We start from the raw sequence: 23,446 nt of genomic DNA, 5'->3' as shown, positions 1-23,446 counted from the left end.
AGCCGTCAGCTTCTCCGGATGCCTCGTCAACTTCCTTGTGTGGTAGGGATTTTCGGTCGCTCGGCCCTACCGCCACATGCGGCCCGGCGGCGAGGCCCGGCCGACGGCGGCTTCGTACTCCTCTCTCATGACGGGCCGTCCCGGTTCGGGTCGGAGGACGGGACCTCGGGCTCGGCGCCGGGCGCGAAGGGCTCGGCGGGCACGCCGGGCACGGCCGGATGGTGGACGCCGTCGACGTGGGCCAGCACGACCGCGGGCCCGGTCGCTGGGCCGAACGACCGTACGCCGCCGTCCGGTTCGATGACGGTGAGCCTGATGCCGAGTTCCTCGGCGACCAGTGCGGCGGTGGTCTCGGTGAGGTGCTCGCCACCGGGGCTCTGGCGCAGCAGCCGGTAGCGCTGCGGCAGAGTGAGCGTGACCTCGGCGGCCGTCAGCGACTGCCCGGTGAGCACGGCGAAGGTGCTCTGCGCCTGGGTGAGCCCGAGCGGGACCCCGGCGGCGGTGAGTTCGTCGACGGTCGGTTCCGGCCGGCCGCCGAGCCAGTCGGGTCCGGCGAGCAGGGGGGCCTTGTCCGCCGCGTCGGGGGCGCCGAGCCGGTCCTCGGCCCAGCGGTGCAGCGCGGCGGGGCCGTCCGGCCCGGCCAGGGCGGCGGCGAGGCCGTTCCCCGCCGCCGGCTCCGGCGCGCCGTCGCGCAGGGCGCGCACCAGCGCCTCGGCGAACTTGTCGCCGTCGCCGGGCACGTCGTACAGCCGCAGCGGAACGCCTCCGAGGTCGAGGCTGCCGGGGCCGGTCCAGGAGGGGGTGGGAGCGGGGGCGGGGTCCTTAGTGGCGTGTGTGAGCGAGACCTGGGCCGCCTCGGCCTCGCTGAGCGCAGCCGGGCTCGCCTCCGCCTGCGGCGCCGACGCCTGCTGCGGGACGGACCGCGTGAGCGGAGCGGGGGTGACGTCGATGTCGGCGTCGGCCGACGGCTCCGGGTCTGTGTCCGGCCACCTGCCGTCATCAGAGGCGCTGTCGCTGCCGGTGTCCGATTCCCTGCCGGTATCCGACTTCGGGCCCGCGTCCCACTCCCGGTCGGCGTCCCACTCCGGGCCCATGTCCCCATCCGGATCCGCGCCCCCTTTCGGGTAGGTGTCCCGGTCCCACACCGTGTCCGTGCCCGAGTCCCACACCGTGTCCGTGTCTGTCCAGCCCACCGAATCCGCCGCCGTTTCGGACTCGGCCGCCGGATCCGGTTGGGTGTCCGAACTGCCGACCGGGTCCGAGTCGGGGTCCGGATCGGCGTGAGGGACGGTGGTGGCCACGTTGGTGGGCAGGGGCGGGGCGGTGCGTGCCGGAGGCGCGGTTGGCTGGGCGGGCGGAGTCGGCGGTGCGGACTCCGCCCGGGTCTTGGGAGAAGCGGTCCCCTCGGCCACCGTGCCACCGGTGGACGTGCCGGGGGCGGGAGCGGGGCCGGGAGCCGGGCCGGGGCCGGGAGCCGGTGCCGGTGCCGGACCAGGCTGCGGGGCGGGCGGGGTCGGCGGTGTGGGTTCCGGCGGCAGCTGGGGTGGGTCGACCGACCTCCAGTCGAAGTCCCTGCCGAGGTAGCCGGCCACCACGCTCATCACCAGGCGGGTCTCGCCCGTATCCGTGTCGTGGACGAAGCGGACGAAGTCGCTCGTCACCCACACGGTCCGGGCGGTTCCGGTGCGGGCGGCGAGGTCGTGGGCCTCCTGGAAGCGGGAAAAGGCGTCCACGGGGACGATGTCGAGCGCTTCCGCCCGGACGTGGGCCAGCTCAGGATCGTGCTTCAGCAGCTCGACGATCTCGGCGTGGGGCACGGGGCGAGTGGTGCCGTCCCGGCGGGGCACGCTGATCCCGGCGGCGGTCCGGTCCGTGGCCACGAAGTACGGGCCCGGCTTGACGTCACGGAACTTGCGCTTGGCCCAGGGTGCCGCCACCTGCGTCTCGCCACTGCTGCCGGGGCTCTTGACGAAGTAACTGTCCACGACGACCGGGCCCTTCAGCGGGCGCCCCGTCCAGTTGCGGCCGACCCGTCGGTCGTCCGTCGAATGGATCTCGGTTCCCCGGTCCAGCGCCCCGTTCAGTTCCAGGTCGTACGCGGCGAGCACATGCGGGTCGTACGTGTCGCGGCCGACCGCCGCCGCCCGGACCGCTGTCAGGAACAGGTCGCTCTGCCGGTCGGGATCCCGCGGATCGTCGCCGGCGAGCAGATGGAGGACCTTCTTCGTCAGGGCCTCCGCGTCGGGGTGGTTGTCGACGCTCTCCACGGCCTTGACGGCGGCCCACAGCACGTGTTGCCGGTGGGCCTCGGTCACCGGGGTGTCGGCAGGCAGTCGCAGCACCTTGCGGACCCGCCCGTCCGGATCACCCTCCGCCAGCAGTTGCTTGGCCCGGCGCACGGAGGGAAGGGAGACGAAGTCGGACAGTACGGCCCGGGAGTCGGCGGCCACGTGCGCCGACGCCGCCTGGAGTGCCGCGGTCATGTCGGCGGGGCTCAGCGGGGCGGGCCGCGTCCCGGGGGTGGCCGGCCGGCCGAGGTGCGCGCGGGTGACCCCGTCGAGCAGGTCGAGCGTGAACTGCCCGGGGCCCCGCAGGTTCGCGTCCCTGCGCCGCATCATCTCCAGCGCGCCGATGCCGCGCAGCAGTCGCTGGTACTCGCCGGAGGGGTCGTTCTTGTCGTTCTCGACGGAGACACCGAACTTCAGGCGCAGTGCACGGACCAGCCGCAGGGTCGTGTCGCGGGCCTCCTGAGGGGTGAGAACGGGCTCGGTCCCGCTCACGCCCGCGATCTCGCTCAGGGTGTCGAGCTCGTCGCCCTTCGGTTCGGGCCTCACCTCCTCCCAGGTGACCGGGGTGGCGCCGTCGCGGGTGGTGTAGACACCGTGCGATCCGTCGTCGTGGTAGACCGTGTGCAGCCGGTTGGGGGCGTAGACGGTGTGCTCTGTCTCGTTGGCGATGTCCTGGGCCACCGATACCGTCGACAGCGGATCGGCGACGAACGGGGCGGGGCTCCCCGAGGCGAGGGCGACGCCAGGGTGGCCCGGTGTGTTCACCCAGCACGAGAGGACCACGATCGGTACGGTCGGCGCGAGCTGCGCCACGCTCGGACGCCTGTGGAGGTAGCCACCGCTATGGGGGCCGCGGAGTCTTGCCGTATCGCCGGACACCACGGAGAAGTGGGACTCGCCCGGCAACCCGTGCACGTAGAAGAAGTAGGCCTTCCCGCCCTTCCACGGCACCGGTTTGGGGGCGCCATGGCGCCTTTTCGTGACCGGGTCGACGCTGAACCACTCCCTCAACCGGCTCAGCTGGGCGAAGAACTGTTCGCGTTCCCGCTGGTCGGCATCGGAGAAGACCGCGCGTCCGATGGGCAGTGAGTCGCTGACGAGCGTGACGGTGTTGACGTCGCCGTCGTAGACCACCCGCCCCTTGATGTCCTCCATGGCACCGGTGTCCGCATGGAGGTCGTCGAACTCCTTGTCGGTCATGTCGTCCGGTGGGGTGGGGAGCCAGGTACCCACCGGCACATTCGCGCCCCGGTCGCCGTCGACCTCGATACGGTGCCTGCCCGGGTCGTGCTGGGCCGTCTTCAGCGAGACCGATCCGGTGTGCGTCCACACCGTCTTCCGGGTCCGGTGCGCGGCCGTGCGCGGCAGGAGCAGCCCCTGGGCACCGGCGAACGGTGACGCGATCACCACCGGTACGTCACTGTCGCGGGCCCTCAACTCCGCGTCCAGGCCCAGCAGTTCGGCGAGCGCCTTCTTCCCTACGGGCCAGCGCCTGCCGTCCGGCAGGCCCAACGTGACCGCCTCATCGTTTCCGCTCTCGGTCGCGATGAGGTACGAACCCTCGCCCCACGGAGAGGGTGCGGGCGGCGAGGCGGAGCCCCTCACCTGGTACGAAGCCATGTCCAGGTCCTGTACCGGTCTGCCGGTCCAGTTACGCCCCAGCGGTGTGCCGTCCGGCGCCCTGAGGAGGGTGGCGTCACCGAGCAGGCCCTGCTTGGCCAGGTAGAGAGCGGTCAGTGCGGATTGGCTCGTCGCCAGCCCGGCGGCCGCCGCCTCGGTTGCCAGTTCGTAGAGCTCACGGAGGCGGTCGTCGGGCACGTCGTCGGTCTCGAAGGGGTTGTGCTCCGACGCGTGGGACTCTTGGGACGCGTCGCTGCCGCTGTCGCTCGTGGACGCGATGCTCTCGGTGTCGGACGCGCTGTCGGTGGACGGGTCGGTGCTCGGACTTGGGGGCCGGCTTCCGGAAAGGTCCAGGTAGGGCTGGGCGAGGACGGAATCGAGGAGCCCCTCCGGACGGAAGAATGTGGACTCGGCGGCGAAGGTCCACGGGGCCAATCTGGCGAGCTGCGCGACCCCGTCGGACAGAGGCGACCGCTCCACACTGATCACGGCCTGCTGTCGCACCTCCCGCCCAGTGGCGCCGTCGATCGGGCCCACGGTGCCGAGGTCACGGCCACCGCTCCGTACATCGATCCTGAAGTCCTCGACCCGGACTTCCCTGCCCCGCCGCCGGAGGACGTTGTTCGCGGCCCTGCGCTGAAGTTCCAGCTGACGCCGGATCTCCTTGCGCAGGAGTTCCTCCACCCCCTCGGCCCGTTGTCGGCCGACTGTCTCCGCGTGCTCCACGGCGCCGCCGAAGAGCGCGAAACGCGGGCCGTTGCTGTAGCCGGTGATCGTGATCCGGGGGGCCCGGAGTCCGGCCCGGATGTCCCTCAGGCCGGTCGCCACGATCTGCTCGGCCAGATCGGCGATCTTCTGGATGTGGACCGGGTCGGTGACGGCCCGATTGCGGTGCAGGAAAGGGACCTGGAGCTGCGCCGCAGGCAGCAGTACTTGCGGATCGGCAGCCGGCTCTCCGTCGTCGGAGTCCACCACACTGCCCAGGCTGCTGCTGTCGGACGCCGCCACGCTGATGTCGTCGGATACGACACTGTCGTCGTCCGGTCCCGCCACGCTGATGTCGTCGGACACCACACTGTCGTCTTCCGATCCCGCCACGCTGATGTCGTCGGATGTCGCCAGGCCGACATCGTCCACGTCCGCCGCACTGACGCCGGCGGATGCCACCGGGCCAGCCCCGTCCACCTCCGCCACGCCGACGCCGGCGGATGCCACCGGGCCGGCGCCGTCCGAGTCCGCCGCGGTATTGGCGTCGAGCAGGTCGTCACCCGTCCCGGAGTCCAACGGGGCTGTCGCCAAGCCGCTGGTGATGGTCGGATCGCCGGAAGGGACGTCGGCGGCGGCGCCGGGGGCGTCGGCCGGAGGAGCGGGGGGCGCGGCCGCGGAAAGTGCGGGCGGTGCGGGATGGTTCACCCCGCCCGGCACCGGCTCCCCGCCCGTCCCGGCGGCGGCCACGGTGTCCGGCAACGCGTCCAGGAGCCGGGCGAGGGTCCGCGCCGACAGTCCGGTCGCCAGACGGTGTACGTACGCTTCGCTCGCGCCGTGCCGACGTGCGAGATCCGCGAGCCGGTCCCGCGTCGCCTGGTCCGGCGCGGGAGCCCCGGAGGTGCCGGATGCCGGTGGCTCCGCCGGCTCGTGGTCCGGCTCCGGCTGAGGCTCGTGCTCCGGCTGCGGCTGCGGCTCGATGGGGCCGGTTCCGGCCGGCTCTGCCGGGACCAGCGCCTCATAGTGGTTGGTGCCGTTGTAGAAGACGTACACCTCGGGACCGGTGGCCTCGTCGTCGAGACGCCAGCTGAAACCGCCCGGTTGTACGAGTACCAGGTTCAGGTTCTGCGAACGGGCCACCAGCAGGGGCACCTCGTCGTAGAAGGGCGTCTGCCACATTCGCGGAGTGCCGATGGCGTCCGCGACCAGGCCGCCATAGCCGGCCTCTGTCATGGCGGACCGCTCTCGCGGAATGCCCCGGGCGGCAGAGCGCTGCAATGCCCGATGCAACCGCTGCCACAGCGCGTCCGCCCGCGGATCCCCGACCGGAGCCCGCAACAGCTTCAGCACCTCCTCCCGCAGGGTGGCCACCTGGGCCTGCTCGGTCAGTCGCCTGAGACGGCCCTGGTCCACCGCCGCCGTGTCGGGCTGGAAACCGGGCAGCAACGCCGTCACGGCGGGTGTCGGGAGGTCGGCGAGAAGCGTGCGGTCGTTGTCCTCGGCCGCCAGGGCCACCAGGGCCGCCCGGCGCTGAGAGGTCCGCAACTCCTCGTCGATCCTTGCCTGTTGCGCGGGGGTGAGAGCCGGCGGACTTGAGCGTTCCAGCAGGGCCAGCAGGTCGGTGAGGCCGGGGAACTGGTCGTGGACCAGCGTGTCCAAGGGGCTCCGCTCGGCGTGCTCGGTGCGGAAGCCCTCCGCGGCGGGGGACTTCTTGTACCAGTCCACCGCGTGGCGGCGCATCGTCGACGCGTCCATGGCCGCCCCGTCCGCGTCCGGCCGCTGCGCCGCCAGGCTCCCTCGCACGGCGTGGAACAGGCAGTCTCCGTCAGGGGCCACAGGACTGACGACGAAGGTACGCCCGTCGACTTCGACACGCGTCCCGGAGGCCGCCGGCGGCGGTACCGGGCGCATGGGCTCCGCGGGCGGAGCCGTGGACTGCGACGCCGCCGGGTCCGGCACGCCCGACTGCGCATCCGCCGGGTCCGGCACATCAGGCTGCGCATCCGTCGCCCCCGGCACAACCGGCTGACCACCCGCCGGGTCCGGCACATCAGGCTGCCCGTCCGCCGGATCCGGCACAACCGGCTGACCACCCGCCGGGTCCGGCACAACGGGCTGTCCATCCGCCGGATCCTGCACCGCCGGCTGACCACCCACCGGATCCGGTACCACCGGCGGCACCACCGGCGGCTGTTGGAGGTCCTTGTGCTTCAGGAGTACCGGCTCGACCGGGACTTCGAACCGTGCCGACATGCGGGCGGCCACGTTGCTCACCCAGCGGAGGGCGTCCACGGGGTTCAGCTGCGGCCGGACGCGCTCGTTGGTGCTCATGTAGCGGCCCGACTTGTCATTGACCTCCCAGTGCCCGGCCGCCTCGTTCCAGGCCAGCTCACCGCTCACCCGGGCGGACCGGGTCACCGTCCTGCCCGCCTCGTCGAATCCGACCGCCATCGTGGGGTGGCCCTGACCGTCGAGGCCCCGCCGCAACTCCTCGCGGGTCAGGTCCGGGTTCTTCGCCGCCAGGAGCTCGTACAGCTTCTCGAACTCCTCGCCATCGAGGGCCGTGTCGATCTCCTCGACACCGAGATGGATCTCGCCTTCTTCGTCAACCGAATACAGCCAGTGCACATGCTTGTGTTCCAGGAGCGCCGGGGGGAAATCGTCCAGCGCGTACCACAGTGGATTGACGCGCGTGGGCCTGACCTTGGCACCCTCGGACTTGGCGGGCTTGTCCTTGGCGGGCTTGTCCTTGGCGCCCTCGGGCTTGGCCGACTTGTCCTTGGCGGGCTCGTCGGGTCGCGGCTTTCCTCCCGGCTGATTCGGGTCCTGCTCCTGTTCCTGCTTCTTCACGCTCTTCGGGCCCGCGAGCGGACCGTATGCGTGATCGAGGTCGGTTCCGGGAGCGACGCCCCAAGGAGGCACGCTGAGCCGGTAGGTGCCGTCCTCCAGGCTGAGCACGACGTGCCGGTTCGAGGGTGCGGGGCGGCCGTCGGGGAACCCGGTGAAGTCCTGGGAGCTGCCGTCACCGTGGACGACGGTGATCCGCGCCCCGTAGACGCGGGCCGCGAGCATCGGGAGGAGGTCACCGGTGGCGTGGTCCTCGGGGGTGGCGGTGACGGTGCCCAGGGTTTGCAGGTCCGCGTTCGCGTCTTTGCCGATCTCCTCCGTGAGTACGCGGCGCATGCGGGCGACGACGGCGGCATCGGGGCCGGGGCCGGTGGCCAGGCGCAGCCCCCTGGCGAGCGCCTGGAAGAAGGAGCTGTGGGCGGGCACGGCGAGCTGGTAGTGGTGGTCGTCGAGGCTGAGGACCACGTGGGGGCGGGGAGTTTCGGGGTCGTCTACGAGGCCGTGGAGGTCCCCTGAGCCCTCACGCGTGCCGGGGTCGAAGTGGTCGAAGGTGCCGTCGCCCCTGACCACGGTGACCCGTACGCCGAAGGTGCGGGCGGCGAGCATCGGGAGCACGTCCGCGGCGGAGTGGTTCCACCCGGTCTCCGACGCGGCGTCACCGCGTCGTAGGAGCTGGGCGACCGCCAGTCCCGTACGGGCCTCGGGGCTCAGGTCGGCGGCGTGCGGGATCAGACCGCCGAGGGCGTCGAACTCGCGGCGGGCCGGGGTGTTCGTCCCCAGGTCGAGGCCCGCGTCGGCGATCTCCCGTGTGCTGAAGGTGTCGGCCGTGTCGGGGGTGACGAAGGCGAGCAAGTCCACGTCGGCCGGGTCGGTCAGCCGGGCGGCCAGCCGCCTGCGCAGCTCGGTCACCGCTGCCGGGCTCGTGGGGTCGATGCCCAGATCGGCGAGGAGTTCCGGAGCCGCCAGGTCCAGGCCTTCGGCGAGCGCGCGGAAGAAGGCCTCGCCGTCCCTCGGACCGTCGTGGAGGGTGTACGTCTCGTTCTCGGGCGAGGTGAGCCGTACGTCCGGTCCGGTGCCGGTCCTGGTGAAGCGGGGCCGTGCCGGGGGCGGGACAACGGCCGGTGCGGGCGGGGCCTGGTAGGTCACCTCGGGTGGTTCTTCGAGACCGTCGAGCTCCTGGCGGCCCTCGTCGGTGGCCGCCAGTTGGTGCCAGCGGGTGAGCTGGTCCGCTCCGGCCCGTACCCGGTGATACTCCGCCGCGGCCGTCTCCGCCGCCTCCCTGAGCCGGTCCAGCTCGGTGCGCCGGGCGTCCAGTGCGGCCTGTGCCGTCCGCTGTCCGGCGAGGGCGGCGTCGAGGGGCCGCTGGGCGGCCTCGGCGGACAGCCGGATCGCGTCGAGCCGGGCGGCGGCTTCGGCCCGGCGAGTGCGGGCGGTCTCGAGCCGCTGATCGGCCGCCGAGCGCAGGGCGTCAGCGGTCGACTCGGCCTGGGCGAGCCCGAGTCGTGCGGCGTCGACCCGCTGATCGGCCGCCGTGCGCAGGGTGTCGGCGGCCGACTGGGCCTGGGCGAGCCGGGCCCGCGCGGCGTCGACTTCCTCCTGCGCGAGTTCCGCCCAGCCGTCGTGCTCGGGGGCGGTGTCGTCCGTGAGGAGGGCGTCGAGTTGGGCCCGCGCGGCGGCCACGGAGTCCCGGGCCGTGCGGTGGTCCCGGGCGGCGTCGGTCTCGGCCTGCCGCAGGGCAGCCTCGGCCGCGTCGTAGGTGTCCCGGGCGGTGCCGTAGTCCTGGATGACGTCGGCCTCAGCCTGCCGCAGGTCCGCCTCCGCCGCGTCGTCGGCGTCACGGGCGAGATCGAGCGGGATCGCGGCGGCCCGGGCGGCCGGGCGCACCTCGTCCACCGCGCGCCGCGCGGCGTCGAGGGCCTCGCGCAGATGGATCGCGGTACGCCGCTTCGCCCAGTAGGCCTTGTCCGCGGTGACCCACCCCTTGCTCGCGCTGTCCACCGCATCCCACGCCCTGTCGACCTGCGCGGGGAAGTTCTCGTCGTTGATCAGCTTCAGACCCTGCGCGACGTCCTTCCGTATCCAGGCGATGACGTACGCCTCGGACTCCATCGCCTGCGGACCCGACCTCACCGCGTCGCCGAAGACCCCTCGGACCGCGTTCGCGAACTTCGAGTCCTTGAAGCTCCGGTGTACGTCGCCGACGCTGAGGAAGGTGGTGGGGATCGCGAACAGGAGCGAACGGTCGGTCTTCGGTTTGACGTTGCGCGACGTCAGGTGGTCGTCACCCACCGGCATCCCGTCGCCCTCGAGGTCGTTGGGTCCGGGACCGAAGAGCCCGATCGTGTTGAGGCCGGCGCCGTTGGGCGAGTCGTACAGGAAACCGCCGCCGAAGTTCGCCGACTGGGCGTGCTCGCTCGACGAGGAGGTTCCCGCGTTCTCGCCGTACCGCCTGAGCACCTCCAGCTTCTTGCCGTCCGCGACCGTCAGCAGCAGGGCGCGGCTGAAGTCGGGCGTGGAGCGCAGGAACAGCTCTCCGGTGTCGGTGCCCACGACGGACTTCTCGGTCAGCCCCGCGACCTGGTAGCCCTCCGGCTTCAGGGTGACGGGGAAGAAGGACGTGACCGCCGCGTAGCCGGTGGCGTCCTCCAGTGCCTGCGCGGAGCCGGTGCCGAACCGGGTGAGGCCGGTGTTCCTGGTCTTCCGGAGGAGTTCGGTCACGGTGGTGGCGTCGGCGCCGGCCGGGAGGGAGATGCGGGGGTCGTACGCCCTGCCGAGCAGGAGCTCGCTCGCCGCGCGGATGTTCTCCACGGCGATGATCCCGCGCGGGTGGAAGCCGTTCTCGGGGAAGTCGAAGGTCCCTTCGGCTCCGTCCCCGAACCGGACGGTCATTGCCTGCCCCGGCTTCGGAAGGGGCACGGGCCGGGGAGCGTCGGCCAGGGCGGGATCGCTCCCCGGGTCCGGAGCGGGCAGCAGCCTCGGGGCGCCGGACGTGTTCGACGCCCCGGCATGACCAAGCCCGTTGCCGCGGGAGGGGCCGGGCCGGCCATCGGAGGAGGAGTCGTTCGCCCGCGGCGTCACCGGTTCCATCAGGCTGAGCGGCACATGCTCGCGCAGCTCCCCCACGCCGTGTTCCTCGACGATCTGCCGCCTGCCCCGGAAGCGGTCCCAGACGGAGACCGTCCCCTCCCGCGCCTCCCGCTCGGCGGCGTTGCCGGTGTTGGGGGTGTCGTCCGCCTCCAGCGTGATCCGCATGGTGTACGGGGTGACGACCTCCGCGTACGGCTCGGTGGACGCCGCGCGGTAGATCGTGACGGTGGTGGTCGAGTGGCTCGACGCGGCGGTCCGCTTGTTGGATCCGCTCTCGGCATACGTGGGCCCGGCGCCCGCGACGTACTGGTTGCCGGTGTACACCAGCTGGCTGGTCTGGATCCCGATGTCCGCGCCGGAGGAGGCTTCCGAGCCCTGCTGGACGGTCTCGATGGCCCGCCGGTTCTCCTCCATCTCCACGCTGTGGTCGAGCCCGTGGAACACGGGTGTCCCGGGGATCAGCTCGACCCGCGCCCGGACCCACCGGTCGCCGATCCGCACGCCGTCCCAGCCGGTGCCGCCGACGGTGACCATCGTCGAGGGGCCGGTGGTCGTCATCTCGCCCTTCAGGGCGCGCGTGGCGCGGGCCGTCACCAGCTGCCGGATCTTCTCCCTGCTCGACTCGTCGAGCCCCATCCCGCGGATCCGCTCCTCGAACGCGAGCAGCGCCTGAGTCGGGTCCAGCGGGTTCACCGCATACGTGCCGAAGGGGGCGCGGCGCAGCCACGGCTGCGGCGACCAGAGGTGCTGCGTGTAGCGCGGGACCTCGCCCATCCCGTCGTCGAGCAGCCCCAGCTGGTGGGCGCTCTTCTCGGGCAGGTGTCCCAGCAGGCCGGCGGGGGTCGTCAGCTCCGTCCCCGCCGCTCCGGCCAGCATCCCGGGTACGAGCGAGCTGCCCGCCGCGGCCCGACCGAGCCACCCCGTCCCGAGCCGGCTCGTCGTCAGCGCGAACCAGTGGTTCACGTCTCCGGCCACCAGCACCTGGTGGGTGAACCCCTTGCGGTTCATGTCCGCGACGACGGTACGTACGACACTGCGGCTCCGCGCGGTGCCCCGCGAGACGGGGTTGGCGACGAACGCGTAGGTGCCCATGAGCCCGTGCCCAGGGAACTGGGAGGCGTTGTAGCCCAGTTGACCGCCGAAGACGAAGGTCGTGCTGTTGCTGGTCTTGCCGGCGGCCTGCCGGGTGCCGCCGAGGATCATCTCGGTGTCCATGGACATCGACCCGGTGAGGGCACGCAGCCCGCCCACCGTCGTCGCGTACCGGTAGGTCCCCCACAGCGTGGCGTAGGGCCCCTTGCCCATCAGCCCGCTGCCCGCCAGGCCGAGGGGCCCGGTGCTCTGGTCGAAGCTCGCCGTCAGGTACTGGGGTGTGAAGACCCGGATGACCGCCTCCCGGGTGGGGGCGCCCTCCTCGACCAGTTGCCAGGAACTGCCCGACGCCTCGTGCAGGACCCGGTTCACCTCCGCGACCAGCACCGGCGGCAGCACCATGTTCACGGTCACGAAGGGGTGTTGGCGGAACTCCCGGAACTGGTCCGTCCCGCGCCCGGAGAGCCGCCCCGCGTTCGGGCCGCTGCCCCCGCCGGGCAGCACCAGATCGCCCTTCGCCAGGGCGAGGGCCCGCTGAGTGCTCATGGGTGAGGGATCGGGCTCGTCGCTCAGATACGGGTTGAGGGCCCCGTCCGCGTGCGGGTCGGCCTCGGGGGCGTGCTGGACGGGGACGCTGATCAGGACCGTTCCGGTCACCGGTCCGCCGCCCCTCAGGTGCCCCTGCGCGGTCCGGCCGAAGAGGATGTTGGTGGGCTCGTCGAGGACCAGCAGTCCGGGCAGCCCGAAGCCGAAGCCGCGGACCAGGCCGCGAGGCCGCCAGTAGCCGCCGAGGGTCGCGGTGAGTTCCAGGTTGTAGCGGTACAGGTGGGTGGGCTGGTTGCTCACCGACATCGGCTCGTTGGTGACCGTCGAGCCGAAGGCGGTCTCCGCCTCCCACTGCCGTCCCGTACGCACGCCCGCCGTCAGCCCGAGCGTGTTCCGTGGCAGCCCGGCGTCGTCGACGCTGTTGTCGCGGCCCGAGAACGTGCCTTCAAAACCGATGTCCTCGCCGCGTTTCGCGCTCGTCTGGCCGTCCAGACGGTCGACGCCCAAGGCGCTGAAGCGCATCCCCTCGTCGACGTCCTTGCCCTCGTACCGCCTTCCGGTCAGAGTTCCGTGCACCCAGAGCGTGTAGTACGTCTGCCCGAGGCCGCCGGTGTCGGTGAGCCGGATCGGCAGGCCGACCGTGGTCAGTGCCTCCAGGCTGGTGACGTTCTGCTGGGACAGCTCACCGAGGATCTGCAGGGTGTTCTGGAGCGCGACGTTGTACTTCGCGGGGTCGGACCACTGGGGCGGCCTCGGCAGACTGCGGGCCGCCGCCTGCACCTGGTTCGGGTCGCGCCGCATCATCTCGTGGAAGCGGGTGCGCCAGCCCTTCGGCAGGTTCAGCTGGTCGAGGGGAACCACCATTCCCTCGCGCTGCGCGGCGACCGAGTTGATCACGCTGTCGGCGAAGGCGTCCAGCAGGGTGCGGCCGACACCGTCCGCCGCGTCCGGCGTGACCTGCGTGCGCCGGCCGTCGTCGAAGGTGAACTCCTTCACCCGGTGCATGCCCAGGGTGCGCGGCCGGTCCACCGTGAGGTAGGCCGGGGCGAACGGCGTGGCACCGCTCCGCAGGACGAGGGACGTCCCGTCGTCCCAGCCGGCCAGCCGACGGGCCTCGGAGCTGGTCATCCGGTCCAGGCTCCAGGTGAGGAACTGCCGGGGCGGGCCGCTGTCGCCGGCCCGCCGCACCCGTACGGACTTGACGACCAGGTAGAGAGCGGTCCTGGGCCCCTTGACCTGTCCCGCCGACTTGAGGGCACCGGCGCCGCCGAGACCGACCTGGTAGGTCCGCGCGAACGAGTACGTGGCGCTCGGCCCGGCCTGGAGCCGCAGGTCGAACGGCGCCGTCCCCGGGTCGAAGAAGTTGAACGCGGGCCCGACGGCGGCCTGCAGCAGCAGGTTCCTGCCCGTCGCCCGGCTGCGCTCGCTGCGGACCGTGGACGTGTTGATGTCCCGCATCTCGGCCTGGTCGGTCTCCCCGAACAGCACAGCCGAACGCGGGATCACCTCCTCGACGACGAAGACACCCAGCGGTGACTTCCTCTTGTCGTCGGCGAACAGCGGCGGGGTCGTGACGCGGCCACGCGCCAGCGTGCCGCCGTGCCGCTGGAAGCTGTCGGCCGAGAAGAAGCTGTCGAGTTCGTTGTAGGCGGTGCTGCCCGGCCGGGCTCCGACGAGCCCTGCCGCCCAGTCGCGAATCGCCGCGACGGGACCGTAGCCCTCGATACGGACGAAGCGGTACTGCGAGTTGCGGTCGAGCGTCATCGACCTCGGAATCCGCCCCGGCGTCGGCCTCTTGAGCACGCTGTCGGGCAGGCGCACCTTGATCCCGTCGCGGACGGAGAAGTCGAAGCGGGCCGGGGTGGGAGCGCCGGTGGTGGCGGTGACCGTGTCCGTGATGACCTGTCCGGCGGCGTCGGTGACCCACACCTCGTAGCGGAGGTCGTCGAGATACGCACGGGAGCCGTCGAGCGTACGGGTCTCCATCTGGTTCTGACGCTGGTCCGTCAGCGTGTAGCCGACCTTGTCGATGAAGCCGAACCGGAAGTTGAGACGGCCGAAGCCACCGAAGGCCGCCGTGCCCGCGGGCCCGATCGGCCCGCCGAGGCCGTACTGGGAGTTGGCCTGCATGTTCTTGGAGAACCCGAAGGTCGCGGCCGCCCGGTGCATACTGTCGATCTTCGTGGCGTTTCCGACGCCGTCGTCGTACGGGCTCCAGTTGCCGTAGTGCCGCGTGTTGACGTAGAGGACCCGCAGGTCGCCGTTCGCGTTGACATACGGGAACGGGCGCCCACGGTCCGTCAGCGTCTTCGGCTTCTCCTGGAGCGCCCGTCGGACGTCGGTCAGCAGCTGGGTGTCGTCCTGGGGCAGCCGCGTGCCGGGCCGGCGGTGCAGTTCTGCCCGGATCGCCTCCACCACCTGGTCGATGCCGCGCAGGACGACCGTGCTCTGGCCGAAGGTGCTGGGGCTGGCGAGGAGTTCGGCGCGCTCGGCGTCGGTCAGGTTCTGCGGCAGCAGCGCTTCGAGGTCGTCGACGTACTCGGGCATGCTCCGGCCCTCTTCGAGCCGGGCCGGGGTCCGGCGCCCGCGGGCCGGGGGCGCCATGTCGCGGTCCAGTACGGGCTGGTGCGAGGGCGTGGCGGCAGCCCGGGAGACGACCGGGGTCAGTGCCGTGATCTGGTCGGCGTCCTCGTCCGGCTGCCTCGGCTGCTGGACGAGCGGTTGCACCGGCGGGCGTGCCCTCTGCGTGTCCGTTCGCTGGGTGGGCTCGGTCGGCGCCGTGGAAGCGGTCCTCGTCGCGGACCTGCGGAACAAGGACGCGCCGTACCTCGGATCCGAGGCGCCGTCGACCACGACGTGCTCCGTCGAGGACGACTCCCGGAAGCCGTCCAGGACCTCCGCGTCGACCCGGCCCGTGGAGTCCACGACCAGCGCCCGCGCCTCCACCGGCGCCATCTCCGGGGCACCCGGCAGCACGAGCACCCCGTCCTGCGTCATGTCCACCCAGACCGGGCCCTTGTCCTCCTCATCCGGCGCGTAGGGCGGGTAGTACGCCGCGAGGGCGTGCCCCGGCCCGGAAGTACTGCGGGTCAGGACCAGCGCGAGACTGCCCCGCCCCTTGGTGGCCAGGGCGTCGGTCACCGCGCCCCAGGAACCCACCGGGCTCATGTCGGCACCGACCCCCAGCCGGTCCGCGGCACGGCCCGTGCCCACGGCCTCGTCGTCCACAGCCCTGCCCGGCCGCGCAAGCCCTCGCAGCCCCTGCGGGAAGCGACGGTTCCGGAACCCCTCCACCAGGGCCACACACACCTGCAGATCCGCCGCCTCGTCGGCGCCGGCCACCTCCCCGAACTCCCCCATGACCTCGCGATGCACGTCCCGCGCGACCTCGGCCACGTCCTGTACGGACATCTCGGTCAGGCGGGGGCCACGACGCGGGCCGTCGAGGACCACGTTGCGGTCGATCGCCCGCCCCTCGGCGTACGGCTCCTTGCCGCTGTCAGGCGACCCGCCCCGTGGCCCGACCGACCCTCCCGCGGAGGACAACGGCACATAGGGCGCCAGGCGCGCCGCGATCGAGTGCTCGCCGAGCCACCATCCGCCGCCGTGCTCCTGGCCGAACCAGAACGCGTCCTCCTCCCCCTCCTTCGGCGCGCCCAGCGGTGGCTGCTCGCCCTCCACTTCCCGTATCAGACCGCGTACGCTCTCGGGCAGCTCGACCGTGAACTCCCCGCCATCCTCCAGCAGACGGCGCGTCGTCACACCGCGGACAAGGTCCCGCATGTCCTCACGGGAGGCCAGGAACCTCAGCACCGCCTCCCACACCAACTGCGGCTGGGCGTGCCGGGCAATGGCGTCGGCCGCGGCCGTCAATCGCAGAACCCGGTTTCGGTTGTAGAGATCCCGTACCAGGCTCTGCGCCACCGACTGGGCGAAGACCAGGGTCTGAGCGCGCCCCATCTCCTGCGGCGGCCGCGAGTAGGGAACCTTCCAGCTCCCGTCGGTCCCGACGCCGACGCCCTTGAGTGTCGGCAGTTGCCTTTGACTGTCGACACCGCCGTGTTTCAGGAACACGTCCAGTGCCTTCCCGGGGAACGTCCGCTCCAGTACCGAGTTCCGCCTGGCCAGGCCCTCCTTCTTCTGCCACCAGAAGTCCCGCACCGTACCCATGGGGCCGTAGATGTCCTCCTGGGTCTTGCCGTACTGGGCCTTGATCAGCTGGCGGAGCTCGCCGAGCGCCGGGTGCCCCGGCACCGTCAGAAACGCGGAGTTGTAGATCTTGTCGCCCTCGCGATGGACGGCGAAGCCCGCCGGGCCGTTCGCGACGTCCTGGAAGTCCTCCAGAGTGGTGATGACATTGTCGCCGTCGCTGTAAAGACCGCCGAAGGCGTTCACGATCTCCCAGCGCAGATCGTCACTGGAGGCAGCCCACCCCAGCCCCGTCTGCTTGACCGTCTCGGTGGTGGACTCCGCCTGCAGCCTCATCGGCCGCGCGGAATTGAACACCTCACGGAGGTTGACCAGCTTGACCCCCGTGCCCTGCGCCCACGCCACCATCCGTTGCACGGCCAGCAGCCTCGGGTCCTCGGACCAGTCGGTCAGGCGGAGAATCGCCTCGATATCGGCGCGTGGCACATCGGTGAACACCATGAAGAACACCTGATCCTGGAAGTCCCGGGCGGCGCTGCCGAACTTCTGCCAGAACCCGGCCGACGGACCGGTGTCGGACAACGGGTCACCCTGCCAGATGGCGGACACCAGCAGCGGCACCTGATGGTGCTCCCCCTGGTAGCTCAGGCTCCCCGCCTCGACGTCCCAGGTCGCCGGATCCATCGCGCCGGCATCCGGAGCCGACTCCAGCATGTCCATCATGTGGAGGAAGTACACCCCGTGATCGGGGCCGTATCCGGAGTAGTCGTACGGCACACCGGTGTCCGGATCGACCAGGAAGACCGGCGGCTCCGGCGGGCTCAGCAGGTTGAAGACATCAACACCCAGGGTCCGGTCCGCGGCCACCTCACGGACGTCGGGAACCCGCGCCGACGCGATGAGGTCGTCAAGGAGTTCGCCGGAGGAGGAGTAGGGGTCCGGACCCGACTCCGGATCCGTCAGGCCCAGCCCGTCCAGCACCTGGTGCAGGTCATCGTCAGTCCCCTCGGCGCTCTCCGGCGCGCCACGGTTGGTCTCGGCCCGTACGAACTCGAGTTCCTGGCCCGACAGGGGCGGCGCGGATTCCTGGGTGGACGGCGTGGACAGCGTGTCGGCGGGCGGCGGTGGCCCGGGATCCTCGGGGTACGCGCTCGACGTCATGGTGACGGGCCGGTGGGGTGCGGGGGCCGGCTCGTCCGCGAACGTGACCTCGGTTTCTCCGGTGTTGCCCGCCGACGCCCGGGCGTTCGGCGGAAGCAGGTCCTCCGGCCGGACGACCCCCCAGTCCGCGGCCGCCTGACGCCCCGGCGCCGAGGGGAGCAGGGAAGGGACGTACGGTCTCGACTCCCCCGTTCTGGCCAGGGCCACGCTGCCCTGCGAAGCCCACACGCCGTGACCGGTCTCCGCGGTGATGACGGCTCGCGGATCGGTGTTCAGGGTGCCACTGCCCGTCGGTGCGGCGGACGCGGCTGTACCCGCCGACGGCCCCGCGCCTGCCGGCGCCGGCTGCGTCGCCGGTGCCGCCTTCGGGACGGCCAGGACGATATCCACGGCCTGCGGGCGGCCGTTCAGCACCGGGTCCCGCGCCAACAGCTCGGCGACCTCCTCGTACGGCACCCGGCCGCGGAAACCCCCGGGCAGGTCCATGAGCAGGTGGTCCGGCCCGCCACCGGCCCACACCAGGTACGACGCGTGCCCGTTGGGAGTGCTCCACGGCGCTCGCTCCTGGCCCGCGGGGCGGTAGCCGCCGCCCTGCGACGGGGCGGCCACGACGACACGGTCCGTGTATGCCCGCGCGTTCAGCGGGGCCTGTGCCCAGTGGCGGCCGGTCGGAGTGCCGTTGGTGTCGAGCAACTGGGTTTCCGAGGAGAGGGCTCCCAGCAACTCGAGGTGGTACGCGGCCAGTTCGGTCAGGTTGTCCAGGTCGACTCCCACGGCCGCCGCCTGGGCGGCCAGTTGGAGCAGGTCGGGCCGCCGGGCCGTGTCCGGCTGGTCGAGGTGGAGGATCCTGGCGGTGAGCGCGTCCGGGTCGGGGAACCGGCTCTCCCATTCCAGGGCCTTCTCAGTCGCCCAGAACAGCCGTGACAGCTCGGGCTCCTCGACGGCCGCCGTATCAGGGTCGAGCCGCAGGATCCGTACGGCCTCGGCGTCCAGGTTCGCGAGCCCGTCCAGCCGCTGGGCCGTGGCGACCACGTGCGGCAGGTCGACGAAGTCGCTGAGCGCGGTGCCCGGTTGGAGGTTCGCGGTCTCGGCGGCTCTGTCCAGCAGGTCACGGTAGGCCTCAAGCCCGGGTTCGCCGTCCACCACGCCGTGTCGCCGGGCACGGTCCGCGCGGGCCGCGCGCTCGAACAGGTCCATGGTGAAGGGTCCGAAGTCGCGCAGCACCGGATCGTTGTCGCGCATGGCCTCCAGCGCGCCGATGCCGGCGAGGAGATTCCCGTACCGGCTGTCGTCCTCGATGGCCACCCCGAAGACCAGGCGCAGCGCACGGACCAGTCTCAGCGCCCGTTCGCGGGCCTCGACCGGGACCGGATCGGAACCTACGTGCAGTCCGGCCGCGCGGGCGCGGTCGCCGAGCACGTCGCCGGTGGGTTCCGGCCGGTGCTCCACCCACTTGCCGCGCCGCCCCCGCGAATCCGTGTACATACGGTGGACGAATCCCCGGTCCGGCAGATTCCCCAGGCTGACCATATGGGTGCCGCCGTACACGGTGCGCCCGGTCTCGTTGGACACATGCTGGCTCTCGCTGACGGTCGCCAGCGGGTCGGGGACGAAGGTGTCCTCGATGCCCCTGCGGGCTCGGACCACTCCCTGCGGCGTCGCGATCGAGCACGCCTCGATCAACACGCCATGGCCCGCGGGGAGTTGAGCCAGGCTCGGACGCCTCTTGAGCATCCCGCCGGTCTCCCGCTGCCGGGAGTGGTGGGCTGGGTCGCTCTCTGTCGGCACACTGGTCTCGCCGGGCTTGGCGTGCGCGCCGAAGACGTAGACGGGCTTGCCCGCGAACGGAACGGGCTCGTCGTCCTTGGCCGACTCACCGGTGACCGGGTTGTAGTGCCACAGCTCCGTCGCCTCCGTCGCGTGCCGGAGGGCCTCGATCCGCCGCGGGGCTTCGGCATCGCGGAACACGCCCCTGCCGATCGGCCCGCTGGCGGTGACGATGGTGTGGGACTGCACCTCGCGCTCCCACGCCGGAGCGTTCTCGTACTCCGCGGGGTCGAGCACCTGACCGGGAGTGCTGCGGATCCAGTCGGGGCGCGACAAGTCCGGAGCGAACAGCAGGGAGATGACGTGCGGCTGGGGCTGGTCCTGCTGCGTCGGGTCCTCTTGCGGGGACACCTTCACGATGCCGTTGGCCGACCAGGTGTCCCTGTCGATGCGGTCCGCCGCCCGGCGCGGCAGTTCCAGGCCCCTGGCGCCCGCGTTCGGGATGAGCAACACCACGGGGACGTCCTGCGGGAGCCCCGCAAGCGCCGGGTCGATGGCCAGCAGCTCGGCGAACACGTCGATCGGCACCTCGCGCGGTGCCCCGTCGTAGCCTCGCACCACGACGATGTCGTGGTGGCCCTCCGCCATCACCACATACGGCTCCGGCTCACCGGGCCGGTGCCACGGCGCGGTCTCGACGTCGCCGCGTGCCAGAACGTCGTTGGGTTGGCGGGCCACTTTCCCGACATGCGCGAGGTCCAGGTCGGGGATCGCGGCGCTCGTCCAGTTGCGGCCCCGTACGCGGCCGTCCGGGGCGGTGAGGGCACGGGTCGGGGACAGTACGCCGCGGAGCTGCAGGTGGAACGCGGCCAGCGCGGCCAGGCTGCCCGCCGATTCCACTGCCTCGTCCATCGCCACCCGGAACAGCTCGCTGCGCTGTGCGCCGGTCACCGGAGTGGCGGTGTCCAGGAGGAGCACGCGGCGGGTCAGGGCGTCCAGATCGAGCGGGCCGTCCCGCAGACCGGGGTCGGCCTGCCGGAGCCGGTCGAGGCGCGCGATGACGTCTCGGAGGGCGGGGTAGACCCGGTGCGAATCGATGGCGGGGCCGAAGACGCCCGTCAGCAACTGGTGATGGAGCTCCTCAGGGGTCGGGGACGGCTCGGGCGATGGGCCCATGGACTCGGCCATGGACTCGTCCTCGGACTCCAATTCGTCGCCGTCCTCCCAGTCCATGATCATGTCGATCGTGTCGGGGGAACCGGGCGACGACGGGGTGCCGACGGGGAGCTCGGCCGGCGCCGCGGAGCTGAAGGGCGTCTCGTCGGCGACGGTGGGCGGCGCGTGCCGGGAAAACACCGAGTCCGATTCCGCCGGCGCGTCCGCGGAAGCGGGATCGTGGATGCCGCGGTCCATGGCGGCGATCGTCAGGGCGTCGGACTCGGTCCGTACGGGTCGGTACGGCGGGGGGTCATCGGACGCGGATGCGGTCTCCGGCATCGCGGAGCGCCGGCCGGGCTCCTCGGACGTGGGGGTACGGGTGCCGTCGGGGGCGACGGGGTCCGGGGGCGCGGACGTGGATGAGGACGAGGGCTCGGTGGAGGTCGCCTGGGCTTCGGCGGCGGGGGCGTCGACGGGCGCATCGGGAGGGGTCTGGGGCCGTTGCTGCGGGGTGGCCGTCGAGGGAGCGGAAGTTGGCGAAGCGGGAGTTGGTGAAGCGGCAGCCGGCGGAGCGGTGGTCTGAGTGGTGGTCGGACTGGTCGCCGGCGAACCGCCGGTGAGCGGACCGGCGGCAGCGGCGAGCGGCGCCTGTGGGGCCGACTGCTCCTGCTCGTCGGGCGTGAGCCTGGTCTCGTGCTCCTCGTCCTGTACGGGTCCGGTGCCGCCCGTGCCCGTTCGGCCCGCGGGCGAATCGGTCGTGGACGAAGCGCTCTCCGCGTCCGGCGTTCCCCCTTCCCGAACGCCGGCGTCCTCCTCGGCGGGCAGGTTGTCGAGATCCTGGTCGAGGTCCCGGGCGAGATCCCGGGCGGGGTCCTGGTCGAGCTCCCGGGCGGGGTCCTGGTCGAGCTCCCGCTGGTCGAAGTCGCCGGTGGCGGATGCCGACCCGGCGGCCGGGGTGAACGACTGTGTGGGGGCGGCGGAGCCCACGGTGGGAATGTTCGACGGCGCGTCGATGAGTGACGTATCGACAGATGACGTATCGACAGATGATGCGCCGACAGATGATGCGTCGCCCGGCGGTGTGGTCGGCGACTGGTTGAGCGCCGAGAAGACGGACTCACCACCCGAATCGCCCTTCACAGGCAGGGAGTTGTCCACGTGGCCGGGCACGGCATTCTCGCCGACGGAGAGATCCCGAGTGGGGTTCACCCCGGCGGTGTCCGAGGAGCCGAAGAGGGTCGAGGGCTTGCCCGCGCCGCCGATCCCCGATGCGCCGATCCCCGATGCGCCGGGGACCGCGCCCGGGTGCAGGCCCGCGGCCCCGTTGACCTCCGTCTGCCCATGCTCGTCGGTTTCGTAATCGGCGAAGTCCGTTACGGACGAGGCATCGCTGCCGCCGCTGAAAGTGGAATCGGCGTTACTGGTGTGACTGTGTACGGACGCCGCATCATCGGCGTCGCCATGAATGGCCGAGTTATCGCCGATGCCACTCTGAATTGACGAGACGTCACTGGGGCTCTCGTAAACGGACGCCGCGCCACCCACATCGCCGACGTACGATGCCCCATCACCCGAGCCGACGCCATTGGTCACGCCGTAAACGTCGCCGTTGGACTCCGTGGAAGGACGGACCCCGGAGTCGGCGGTGTACTCAATCTGATTCTGGCCGTTCCCGGCACCCGCTCCGGCTCCGCCCCCACTGCCATCCGTGAGGTAATTGATGTCGTTCGGGCCGAAGTTGTTGTTACCGAAGAACTTCTGGTTGATCCACTTCCCGCCGAACTCGGCGACATCAGAAGTCGCCTCGAAAAGAAGCCCGCTGAGACCGGCGGAGCCGAACGTCGAGGGGTTGAGGGAGAACTGGCCGGTGAAGATGAGCTTGCTGAACCCTTCCGCGAAGGTCTCGGCCTGACCCTCGTTGATGAAGGTGAGCGGGAGCTCGGCCACCTCCTTCCACCCCGGGCTGTTCTTGAAGAGGTTCCTCACGATCGGCTGGGCGAACTCGTTGAAGAGCCCGCCGAAGGCCCCTGCCAGCGCTCCTGTGACCGCCGACTGCAGGATCTCGTTCCAGTCGAAGTCCGTACGCCGGCGGTCCGGGTTGTCCGGCGCGGTCATCGAGATGAGCTGGGACGTGAACGTGACGAAGGCCTCTTGGATCGCTTCGAGCACGACCGACAGCGGGGTCGGGAGGACGCGCCCCATCCTTTGCAGGATCAGCAGGATGGCCAGTGCGGTACGCGCCTTCGCCGCCGCTATCTCAGCCAGCGACGTACCGCCGGTGAAGACGGACAGGGCGGCGATCAGCGCGAGTTCGAGGTTCATCAGGATGAACTCGATGAGGATCTGGTACTTGGCCTCAGCAAGGTTGATCGAGCGGTCCACCTGCCGGGAACCCATGTCCCGCAGCTCGGCGGCGAAATTCTGAAGGTGATTCACCCCTCCGTCGTCGATGAAGGTCTTCACCGCGGCGACGAATTCCTCGGCGATCGCCGGCGGGAGCGACTTTCCCGCCGAGTCGATGGCTCCCGTCATCGAGGTGGACAGCGCTTCGATGTCGTCCGCCAGCTCGGTGAAGGCGAAACGGCTCTCGTAGCCCTTGTCCTCGTTACCGGTGGCGACGTTGCCGCCGACCCATACCTCGATGAACTCCCGCAGAGCGGGCGGGAAATCGATCGCCATTTACCGCCGGCTCTCGCTTTCGTCACTCAGCGTCTGCAGGTCGTCCAGTGCCTGGAGCTGCGGACGCTGGATCTTGTCGGCCTCCTGGGCGACCGCGTCGACCAGGGCCAGGAAACCGCCGGTGATGTCACCGACCGTCTGGGTCACCTGCTCCTTCTCGTCCACGCACTGCGAACCGACCTTCTCGGCCCACTCGTCGTCCCCCCGCTCGCCCCACCAGCCCTCGGTCTTGGCCCAGTTGGCCTCGAACTTGTCCCCCAGCGTCTCGGCCCCCCTGACGGCGTCGTCGAGGTGCTTGGACTTGGCCCGGAGCTCCGTCACGTCGCCCGAGAACTCGCTGTGCATCG

At 71.4% G+C, this 23,446-nt stretch carries 2 protein-coding genes; both read right to left on the bottom strand.

All coding sequences use genetic code 11. The annotated features are described in order from the left end of the window. Positions 1-125 precede the first annotated feature (125 nt). Positions 126-23,099, bottom strand: coding sequence for a lonely Cys domain-containing protein (locus ACQEVY_RS30675; RefSeq protein WP_432952613.1), 22,974 nt, complete (start codon positions 23,097-23,099; stop codon positions 126-128). Continuing rightward, a complete protein-coding gene (locus ACQEVY_RS30670) occupies positions 23,100-23,444 on the bottom strand; it encodes a hypothetical protein (protein WP_432952612.1) in 345 nt (114 codons plus the stop codon). Positions 23,445-23,446: the final 2 nt, after the last annotated feature.

The organism is Streptomyces sp. CA-288835 (assembly GCF_050936385.1).
Classification (GTDB): Bacteria; Actinomycetota; Actinomycetes; order Streptomycetales; family Streptomycetaceae; genus Streptomyces.
The sequence above is the reverse complement of the archived record's forward strand: the minus strand, read 5'-3'. Positions and strand labels throughout refer to the sequence as shown.

Coding starts and splice junctions, on each gene's coding strand:
- ACQEVY_RS30675 (WP_432952613.1), bottom strand. CDS start 23,099: ATGGCGATCGATTTCCCGCCCGCTCTGCGGGAGTTCATCGAGGTATGG.
- ACQEVY_RS30670 (WP_432952612.1), bottom strand. CDS start 23,444: ATGCACAGCGAGTTCTCGGGCGACGTGACGGAGCTCCGGGCCAAGTCC.